Source organism: Rhodoferax sp., from assembly GCF_025354435.1.
Classification (GTDB): domain Bacteria; phylum Pseudomonadota; class Gammaproteobacteria; order Burkholderiales; family Burkholderiaceae_C; genus Rhodoferax_B.
The window spans coordinates 93,911-102,753 of record NZ_JANXMU010000008.1 but is presented as its reverse complement, the minus strand read 5'-3'; the positions used below and the strand labels follow the sequence as shown (position 1 = coordinate 102,753).

The 8,843-nt window shown below is 60.6% G+C and carries 12 protein-coding genes and 1 pseudogene; 3 read left to right on the top strand and 10 right to left on the bottom strand.

Annotated elements, in window-relative coordinates; genetic code table 11:
• Positions 1–135: 135 nt before the first annotated feature.
• Together Q0T48_RS02470 and Q0T48_RS02465 are read right to left on the bottom strand one after the other, a co-directional pair.
• Positions 136–363 carry a hypothetical protein gene (locus tag Q0T48_RS02470; protein WP_295951903.1) on the bottom strand — a complete coding sequence of 76 codons (228 nt, stop codon included), beginning with the start codon at positions 361–363 and terminating at the stop codon, positions 136–138.
• Between the two features lie 126 nt (positions 364–489).
• A complete protein-coding gene (locus tag Q0T48_RS02465; RefSeq protein ID WP_295951901.1) occupies positions 490–738 on the bottom strand; it encodes a hypothetical protein in 249 nt (82 codons plus the stop codon).
• Positions 739–924: 186 nt separating this feature from the next.
• Here Q0T48_RS02465 and Q0T48_RS02460 point away from each other — a divergent pair, with 186 nt between their 5' ends.
• Positions 925–1,386 (top strand): EVE domain-containing protein, encoded by a 462-nt coding sequence (locus Q0T48_RS02460; RefSeq protein ID WP_295951898.1) that lies wholly within the window; start codon positions 925–927, stop codon positions 1,384–1,386.
• On the opposite strand, the gene Q0T48_RS02455 is transcribed toward Q0T48_RS02460, so the two are convergent.
• Positions 1,383–2,444, bottom strand: coding sequence for an alkene reductase (locus Q0T48_RS02455; protein ID WP_295951896.1), 1,062 nt, complete (start codon positions 2,442–2,444; stop codon positions 1,383–1,385). The genes Q0T48_RS02460 and Q0T48_RS02455 overlap by 4 nt on opposite strands.
• A gap of 107 nt (positions 2,445–2,551) precedes the next feature.
• On the bottom strand, positions 2,552–2,992 hold the full coding sequence (trxC, locus tag Q0T48_RS02450; protein ID WP_295951893.1) for a thioredoxin TrxC: 441 nt from the start codon (positions 2,990–2,992) through the stop codon (positions 2,552–2,554).
• A gap of 111 nt (positions 2,993–3,103) precedes the next feature.
• Here trxC and Q0T48_RS02445 point away from each other — a divergent pair, with 111 nt between their 5' ends.
• Positions 3,104–4,015 carry a M14 family metallocarboxypeptidase gene (locus tag Q0T48_RS02445; RefSeq protein ID WP_295951890.1) on the top strand — a complete coding sequence of 304 codons (912 nt, stop codon included), beginning with the start codon at positions 3,104–3,106 and terminating at the stop codon, positions 4,013–4,015.
• Between the two features lie 78 nt (positions 4,016–4,093).
• On the opposite strand, the gene udk is transcribed toward Q0T48_RS02445, so the two are convergent.
• On the bottom strand, positions 4,094–4,735 hold the full coding sequence (udk, locus tag Q0T48_RS02440; RefSeq protein ID WP_295951887.1) for a uridine kinase: 642 nt from the start codon (positions 4,733–4,735) through the stop codon (positions 4,094–4,096).
• A 69-nt stretch (positions 4,736–4,804) separates the two neighbouring features.
• On the opposite strand from udk, the gene Q0T48_RS02435 reads away from it, so the two are divergent.
• The gene (locus Q0T48_RS02435) at positions 4,805–6,169 is read left to right on the top strand and encodes an RNB domain-containing ribonuclease (protein WP_295951884.1); all 1,365 of its coding nucleotides are present in this window, start codon (positions 4,805–4,807) and stop codon (positions 6,167–6,169) included.
• 49 nt (positions 6,170–6,218) lie between these two features.
• On the opposite strand, the gene Q0T48_RS02430 is transcribed toward Q0T48_RS02435, so the two are convergent.
• The 5 genes and pseudogenes from Q0T48_RS02430 to Q0T48_RS02415 all read right to left on the bottom strand — a co-directional run bounded on the left by Q0T48_RS02430 (position 6,219) and on the right by Q0T48_RS02415 (position 8,711).
• Positions 6,219–6,542, bottom strand: coding sequence for a hypothetical protein (locus Q0T48_RS02430; protein WP_295951882.1), 324 nt, complete (start codon positions 6,540–6,542; stop codon positions 6,219–6,221).
• An 84-nt stretch (positions 6,543–6,626) separates the two neighbouring features.
• Positions 6,627–6,779, bottom strand: a pseudogene (locus Q0T48_RS02425) (DUF924 family protein); the annotation flags it as partial.
• A 402-nt stretch (positions 6,780–7,181) separates the two neighbouring features.
• Complete coding sequence (locus Q0T48_RS22015) at positions 7,182–7,394, bottom strand: ATP-binding protein (protein WP_366887920.1); 213 nt, start codon at positions 7,392–7,394, stop codon at positions 7,182–7,184.
• A gap of 31 nt (positions 7,395–7,425) precedes the next feature.
• Positions 7,426–7,875 (bottom strand): hypothetical protein, encoded by a 450-nt coding sequence (locus Q0T48_RS02420; RefSeq protein ID WP_295951879.1) that lies wholly within the window; start codon positions 7,873–7,875, stop codon positions 7,426–7,428.
• On the bottom strand, positions 7,872–8,711 hold the full coding sequence (locus Q0T48_RS02415; protein WP_295951908.1) for a DNA cytosine methyltransferase: 840 nt from the start codon (positions 8,709–8,711) through the stop codon (positions 7,872–7,874). The genes Q0T48_RS02420 and Q0T48_RS02415 overlap by 4 nt, the downstream gene beginning before the upstream one ends.
• Positions 8,712–8,843 lie beyond the last annotated feature (132 nt).

Below are 8,843 nucleotides of genomic sequence, written 5' to 3'. Positions count from 1 at the left end.
TTTGCGGTGCTGGGCGAATCCCGCTTCTTGGTCGGCGGCCAGGGCCAGGGTGTGTTGCTTCATCTTTGTCGCCTTGTGAGGGATGACAATACCAATGCAAGTCACGCGCCAGGTCGGGACTTATTCAGCGTTGCCTTAACTGGCTAAAGTGATTTTCTTGTCACGCACGTACTCTTTGTATTGCGTGAGGGTGAGGGCGGCCACACAGGCTGCGCCGTTATCGGCCGTCCAGCTCAGCGTGGCACTCTCTGTGGCCACCTCGATCTCGACCGGCCCCTTGGGGATCACGATGGGCGCGCCGTCACCGGGGGTGAAGGTGACGTGGTCGGTGATGGTGGCTTGAACGGTCTTGGTGGCTTGCATGGGGGTCTCCTGTGATGGGGCCGCAAAAGATTGCGGCAAGCTGCCATTACAAGCCCAGGCCTGGCTGCAGCGTGTCAGATAAACACCCGCAGGCGCGTTCCACACCGCCGCGTTCTTGGAACGTTTTTAGTGCGTGACGAACTGGTAGGTCACGTCTTCGGCTTCGATCATGTCCAGCACGTCGTTGAGCACATCGTCGTCGCCGGTGCTGGTCCAGGTGTCTTCGGGGTCGGTGGCAAACATCGGCTCGATGGCCATGTCCATGAACTGGCCGTTCGGCAGCTTTAGCACCTGGCCGCCTTCGGAGGTGGTGGCCAGTTCCCAGTCGTCGGGCACGGACATTTCGAGCTGGATGGTGATGTTGAGTTTTTTCATGGCTTGGAGCTCTGTGGAGTAGGAAATGCAGGAGGGTAACCGAAGCCCATGGCCATCGATTAAATTTAAGAAAAATAAGCCTCTAGCGCATGCAGTACCTACGCTAGTAGCTATGAAAAAAGGAGTATCTGGCAGGGCCCGCGCCAGCGCGGTAAGCTAGCTGCTCCTTCTTCACGCAAGCCTGCCATGCCCCACTACTGGTTGATGAAATCCGAACCCAACGAATGCTCCGTCGACGATGCCCTGGCCGCGCCCGATCGCACGGTGCCCTGGGTCGGCGTGCGCAACTACCAGGCCCGCAACTTCATGCGCGACCAGATGCAGCCGGGCGATGGCGTGCTGTTCTACCACTCGAGTTGCGTCGAGCCGGGCATTGCCGGCCTGGCCCGCGTGGCCTCGGGTACCCGGCCTGACCCTACGCAGTTCGACCCGGCTTCACCTTACTTTGATGCCGCCAGCAAGCCAGAAGCGCCGCGCTGGCTGCTGCTGGACGTGCAGGCGATACGCAAGACGCGGCTGCTGGCTCTGCCCGAGCTACGCGCCCACCCGGCCCTGGCCGATCTGCAGGTGCTGCGCCGGGGCAACCGCCTGTCGATCACGCCGGTGGACCCGGCGCATTGGCAGGTGATTGAAGGGCTGTTGGCTTAGTTTTGCAGCGTGGGGTAGTCGGTGTAGCCCTTGGCGCCCTGGGTGTAGAAGGTGCTTTGGTCGGGCACGTTCAGCGGGGCCTTGAGCTGGATGCGGGCGGGCAGGTCGGGGTTGGCCAGGAAGGACGTACCAAAGGCCACGGCATCCAGTTGGCCTGCGGTGATGGCTTCATCGGCCTCTTCGGCGGTGTAGCCCATGTTGCCGACCAGCACACCCTTGTATTTGGCGCGGGCCACGGCCAGCGCGTCGCCCTTTTGCACGCCGAAGAAATCGGCCCGCATCACGTGTAAATAGGCCAGCTTATAGGCGTTGAGCTTGTCGGCCAAAAAGCCGATGAAGGCCAGCGGGTCGCTGTCTTGCATGCTGTTGAAGCTGTTCAACGGCGACAGGCGCAAGCCCACTTTGTCTGCGCCAATGGCGGCGGTCACGGCGGTCAGCACTTCGAACAGGAAGCGGGCGCGGTTTTCCAGCGTGCCGCCGTAGCCGTCGGTGCGCTGGTTGGGCGTATCGCGCAGGAACTGGTCGATCAGGTAGCCATTGGCACCGTGCACTTCCACGCCGTCAAAACCGGCGGCAATGGCGTTCTTGGCGCCCTGGGCAAACGTCTCCACGATGGCCGGAATTTCGTCGGCGGTCAGCGCGTGGGGCACCACGTGGGGCACGTTGCCGCCGGGGGTGTGGATCTCGCCCTCGATCGCCGTGGCGCTGCTGGATACCGTGGATACGCCGCTGTTGATGTCCGGGTGCGCAGCGCGGCCTGCGTGCCAGATCTGCATGAAGATGCGGCCACCCTTGGCGTGCACGGCGGTGGTCACCTTCTTCCAGGCCGCAATTTGCGCTTCGTTGTAGATGCCGGGTTCGTTGATGAAGGCCGAGGTGCCGGGGGCCACCATGGTGCATTCGGTGATCAGCAGGCCGCCGGTGGCGCGCTGGCTGTAGTACTCGGTCATCAGGTCGTTGGGCAGGTGGCCCGCGTCGGCGCGGGTGCGGGTCAACGGGGCCAGCAGGACGCGGTTAGGCAGGGTGAGGGCGCCGACGTGCAAAGGGGTCAATAGCATGGTGTTCAAACAGGTTGGTGGAGGAAAGTGGCGAACGGTAACAGCCGGTGCATAAAGCTTCTCCGGCCGGGTTATTGCAAATTGAGGTAGGCGTTTAAGCGTGAAACTTAGCGCGGCGCATGCTGCTGCACCCAGCGCACGATGTCGGCCGTCCCCATGGCACCGGCCTGGCGGGCTACCTCGCGGCCCCCCACAAACAGCGCCAGCGTGGGGATGCTACGGATCTGGTAGCGCGCGCCCAAGGTCTGGTGCGCCTCGGTATCCACCTTTGCCACGCGGATGCGTGGCTCCAGCTGGGCCGCGGCCTGCACGTAAGCGGGTGCCATCTGCCGACACGGCCCGTACCACGGTGCCCAAAAGTCCACCAACAGCGGAATCTGGTTGCGCAGCAGGTGCTTGTCAAACGCCGCCCCATCCAGATCGGCGGGCTGGCCGGTGAACAGGGGCTTTTTGCAGCTACCGCAATCGGGCGCGCTGCCCAGCTGGTCGGTATGCACGCGGTTAGTGGTGTGGCAATGGGGGCAGACGATGTGCAGGGATTCGGTCATTTACCGCAGGTCGTGGTGGGGGGCTGGATTGCAAGGGTGGCGTGATGCCTGCAACGCCCAACCCCATAATGCCCCTGGCTTTTTCTAGTAACTCCATCTGCCAAACACCCCATGAGCAACCCCCATTTCTATCCCATCGGCACCCCCGGCCAAGCTTGGGGCGACACAGAGCGTGCCCAGTGGCGCGCGCGCCAGGTGCGCCAGCGCAGCTATGCGGACGACGTGCTGCCGCGCATCGAGCGGCTGCGCGAGCGCTTTGACGTAGAGCATTACGGTGAAGTGGCCTATGCGGACGAACGCTTCCCCCTGTTCGCCATCCGCAGCCGGGGCTGGAACAGCGCCTTGCCCAGCGTGCTGGTGACCGGCGGCGTGCACGGCTACGAGACCAGCGGCGTGCTGGGCGCGCTGCGCTTTGTGGAGGCGCACGCCGAAGCCTACGCGGGCCGGGTGAACCTGCTGGTGGTGCCCTGCGTCAGCCCCTGGGCGTACGAGCGCATCCAGCGCTGGAACTTCGATGCTCTGGACCCGAACCGCTCGTTCCGCCCCGCCAGCCCCGCGCAAGAGTCTGCCGCCTTGCTGCGCCTCATCGGCCCGATGCGCGGCCAGTTCACCGCCCACATCGACCTGCACGAAACCACCGACACCGACGAGTCCGAATACCGCCCCGCCGTGGCCGCCCGCGACGGCCAGCCGTTCGAGCCCGCCACCATCCCCGACGGCTTCTACCTGGTGGACGACACCGTCAACCCCCAGCCCGCGTTCCAGCAGGCCATCATCCTGGCCGTAGAACGCGTGACCCACATCGCCCCCGCCGACGCGCACGGCGGCATCATCGGCTCACCGCTGGTGGCGCACGGCGTGATCCACTACGCGATGAAAGAGCTGGGCCTGTGCGCAGGCATTACCGGTGCGCGCTACACCACGACGACCGAGGTCTATCCGGACAGCCCCCGCGCCACGCCTGAGCAGTGCATTGCCGCACAGGTGGCGGCGGTGTGTGCAGGCGTGAATTTTTTAAACTAAATAGGCTTCTAGCGTAGTTGGAATATGCGCTAGTAGCTATTAAAAAAATAGCAGACAGGTGGTTGCGGTGGGGCGGCGTCAGGCCCGCTCCAGATCGCGGATCAAGCTCATTACCTTGGTGGTGATGATGTCGATGGCGGGCCCGTTGGCGCCGTGCGGCAGGATCACGTCGGCGCGGCGCTTGGTGGGCTCGATGAACTGCTTGTGCATGGGGCGCACGGTTTCCAGGTACTGGTTGATTACGCTTTCGGCACTGCGCCCGCGCTCGGCCATGTCGCGCTGCAGGCGGCGGATGAAGCGCACGTCGGCGGCGGTATCCACAAAAATCTTCAGCGACATCATCTTGCGCAAATCGGCATCAAACAGCGCAAACAGGCCTTCGATCACGATCACCGGCGCGGGCTGCACGGTGATGGTTTTGGTGGCGCGGTTGTCCAGCGTGAAATCGTAGGTGGGCATTTCGATCGCCTCGCCGCGGCGCAGCGCCTGTACATGCTGCACCATCAAGGGCCAGTCAAACGCGTCGGGGTGGTCGTAATTGGTGGCGCGCCGTTCTTCGGGCGACAGATGCGTCTGGTCGCAGTAGTAATCGTCCTGGATCAGCACCGCCGTCATCTCCGGCCCGATGGATGCCAGCACCTGGCGCGTCACCGTCGATTTACCGCTGCCACTGCCGCCTGCGACACCGATCACGAAAGGTTTGTGCGGGGCTTTGTTCATGGGGTCTCCGTATCCAGCAGGCAAAGGCTGCGAGTTTACAAGCCCGCCATTGCCCACCACCGCAGCGATTTGGTTCGTATCGCCATCCAGGCCATGTCTGAGCGCGGCCTGCTGCCCGAATTCTCGCCCGCTGTAGATCGCCAATTGGCCGGCATTACGGCCACCGGCGACAGCGCAGATCCTGCCGTGCATGACCTCACCGCCTTGCTGTGGTGCTCCATCGACAACGACGACTCGCTGGACCTGGACCAGCTCACCGTGTCGGAAGTCTTGGCCCATGGCAGCGTGCGCCTGTGGGTGGCCATTGCCGATGTGGATGCCCTGGTGCCGCGCGACAGCCCGATTGACCAGCACGCCAGCGCCAACACCACCTCGGTCTACACCTCGGCGCGCATCTTCCCCATGCTGCCCGAGCGCCTGTCGACCGACCTGACCTCCCTCAATGCCCAGCAAGACCGCCTGGCCATGGTGACCGAGATGGTGTTCAACGCCGACGCCTCACTGGCCGGCCAGGGCGCATTGCCTGCTGCGGCTGCCGCCGTGCCGGGCATGGACGCGCAACTGCGCACGCAAGATGCTTTGGCCCAGCAACTGCGGGCCCGCCGCCACACGGCCGGTGCGCTGGAGTTTGAATCCTTTCAGCCGCGCGTGGTGTTTGATGGCGAGCGGGTGTCCGACATCCACCTGCAAGAGCACAACCGTGCCCGCCAGCTGATCGAAGAAGTCATGATTGCCACCAACACCTGCACTGCGCGCTACCTGGCGGGGCAGGGCATCGCCTCGCTGCGCCGCGTAGTGCGCTCGCCCGAGCGCTGGTTGCGCATCGTGGCCGTGGCCAAGGAATATGGCGAGGTGTTGCCGCCCGACCCCGACTCCAAGGCGCTGGAGGACTTTCTGGCCAAGCGCCGCCGGGCCGACCCGCTGCGTTTTGCCGACCTGTCGCTGGTCATCGTCAAGCTCATGGGGCGGGGCGAATACGTGCTCGAAACCCCGGGTAGCCTGGCCGTGGGGCACTTTGGGCTGGCGGTGACGGACTACACCCACTCCACCGCGCCCAACCGGCGCTTCCCCGACCTCATCACCGCGCGGCTGCTCAAGGCCGCGCTGGCCCACCAGCCAGCACCGTATTCCAGCGCCGAGCTGGACGCGCTGGCCACCCACTGCACCCGCCAGGAAGATGCAGCGCAAAAGGTGGAGCGCCAGATGCGCAAGTCCGAGGCAGCGTTGCTGCTGGAGTCACGCATTGGCCAGCGCTTTGACGCCATCGTCACCGGCAACGCTGCCGATGGCATGTGGGTACGCCTGCTGAACCCGCCTGCCGAGGGCAAGCTGCTCCGAGGTTTAAGTGCGCTCAAGGTTGGAGACAAAGTGCGGGTCAAACTCTTGGCCACCAATGTCGAGCGCGGCTTTATTGACTTTGAAGCCGCCCCGTAAGGCGGGGCACTGACTGAGCGTCTCTAGGCTCTATACGGCGGGCTTTTGCTCAGGCCTGCCACACCCCAAAGCCCGCCGAACGCAGGTCGATGCCGATCTCGATCTCCTTGTCCACCGCGTCTTGGTAGGTCAGGGGGTTGAAGGCCTCGTACAGGTCTGGCAGCAGGCGCAAACCATAGCGCTGCACATAGCGGTTGGCCTGGATGCCCGCCTTGTGCTTGTCAAAGCGCACATCCGGGTCCAGCCCCGTCATGCCCACATACACGCACAGCTTGCCTTCCACATAGCCCGGATTGCCCTTGCGAAAGCGCGGCTCCAGCAGCACGTCTTTGGAGAGCTCGACCACGTAGACGTGGTGGTGTTTGCGGGGCATACTTGATTTTAGTAAAAAATGCCGCTTGCGCAGGCGATATATGCGGATGCAGCTACTAAAAGCGTAGCAAACCCTGGCGCGAGCCTAGAACGAAGACCCGTGCTCGCTCAAGAAAGCCAGTTCTTCCGCCTTAGAGCTGCGGCCAAGCACGGCGTTGCGGTGGGGGTAGCGGCCAAAGCGGTCGACGATGGCTTTGTGGCGCAGCTCGAAGTCCAGGTTGTTTTCCATAGGCGCCGCTCTTCAACATGAACAAGTACGCCATGAAGGAGCCTTTTCAGTCTCTCGAAAGCGCCGTTGTGCTCCAGCCCTTCACGACTACTTCTTTCAATTAGATTTGAAGTCGCCTCGTCTTCAATCGTCACTCGGCCAGAAACTTGGGTCAGGCCAAGTTTTTTAGATGGGTTTTGTACTCTCTGGCGTTCAAGTTCAAGCCAATCGTTTTCAGGTTCACCATATGGCCGAATCCGGAATCGATTGCGAAATATCGATATGCCCGCATTGTCCGTAAGTATGTTTCTGGCGGCGCGAATTCCGATTTTTTCAAAATCAAGGCCCATCCTCTCGAACAAAGCGGCAACGGACTCCGATTCGCGGTCATACACGTTGATTCCAAGATCGATCGATCCACAGGGCATTTCATCATCTAGGAGGGTTGCTTCCTAGTCGGGATGCGGCAAAGCGACCAATACCTTTTGCTCCTAGTAGTCTGCGCCCACCCGGACTTGTCTGTCGCTTTAGCTTTTCATCTGTTGCTGGTTCGAACCAGCGATTCACAACGTCGTCATAGGTCATGCCGTGTCCATGGTCTTGGACAATGATTTTCCCGAGTGGACGATTCTCGCTTCGAGGGATGATAGTTATCCCAACTGCAGGTGAATCTGCGTCAAACGCATTCTTTACCAGCAGCGCTAGGTACTGCTAGTCCAAGAAAACGGAGGTCGCGATAAGTGCCGGTGTTGCCAAATAAGAAAATTGGCGGAAAGTGATCACTCGTTTGCTGTGAATGTGCTTCGTCGAAAAGATTGCGAAGCATCAAGTTGCCCTGCCGAGGCGTGTCATGCAAGTCGCCTGGCTCACGCTTATCGCCGTAATAGGTAAACAGGCCGTTTTCGCGATCTATCGAATCTGGCCAATTGATGTCAGTTAGGCTTGACTTCAACGCAAGCAACTTTAGTGTCTTGACTGCCGGCCTTTTCCCGAGGTGACGAAAACCTGCTCCGTTATCAACCCCCAGTAACTGTGGCAGCGGGTCATCGGAAGCATTGCCATTTCTTGAGCCCCCGTAGCTTTCATCGACTATCAAATCCGCAGAACTAAGGGCACTGGTAATCATGCGCGCTTGAGTTTGGAAGTGGCTTGGGCAACTGCAATCCAACGAAAGATTGCAGTCATCATGTCAGAACAGACGCCATTGCCACAAAGTTTCACTTTCTCTCTGCGGCTGCCATGAGGTAGTACGTGGTCAGCGCCCCCGCACATGGCCTTCGTTAGCTCATTCGGTTGAAGCATGCGTATGTATGGGGTGTCACCAGCCCACGTGATTAGTGCAAAGCGATCAACTGTTGTTACGGTTCGCAATGGGGCATCAATTCTTTGCCATCCGCCAGCATAGTCGGAGCCGTAATAAACAATGATGAATGGAATGCCTCGACCGAGAGCCGCAATTGCTCGCTCGGCGCGCGCCAGTGTTGGTTTTGCTCGCCCTGGTTTTTCGAGCAAGTTTGTAGGATAGTTGGCATCCCAATCAATGATATCGCTCGCGGATTGGCGCACTATATTTCCCTGGGCGAGCAACTCTTCTCGGGTAATGGTGGAGCTTTCACGATCACAAACCAAGAACATTCTTTTGCGCGCTTGTGCTGATCCAAAGTCAGCAGAATTCAAGAACAAATCGCTGACCGTGTACCCCAATCCCTCAATGGTCTCAACCAACTCATTGTGGCGATCCCATTTCTTCATTCGATTTACGTTTTCAACAATTACCCAACGCGGGTTCATAGATTCGACCCATGGGACTATGCCCATAGCCGTTTCTCGGCTGCTTTCTTTGCCTGCTTTCGAGCCGCGAGCAATAGAGTGAGACGTACATTCCGGTGATGTAAGAAGTACATCCGGTTGGTATTTTTCCCCCAATGCGCTGATATCAACTTTCTCAATGAAGTTGGTAATGATGTCGGCTTCGGGAAAATTTGATTTGTAGGTTTGGGTCGCTAGGTCCCAAGCATCGAGACCAAGGAGAGGGATGCCTCCACCTCGAACTGCGCCACGCGCGCCGAATCCCCCCCCCCACAGAAGAGGTCC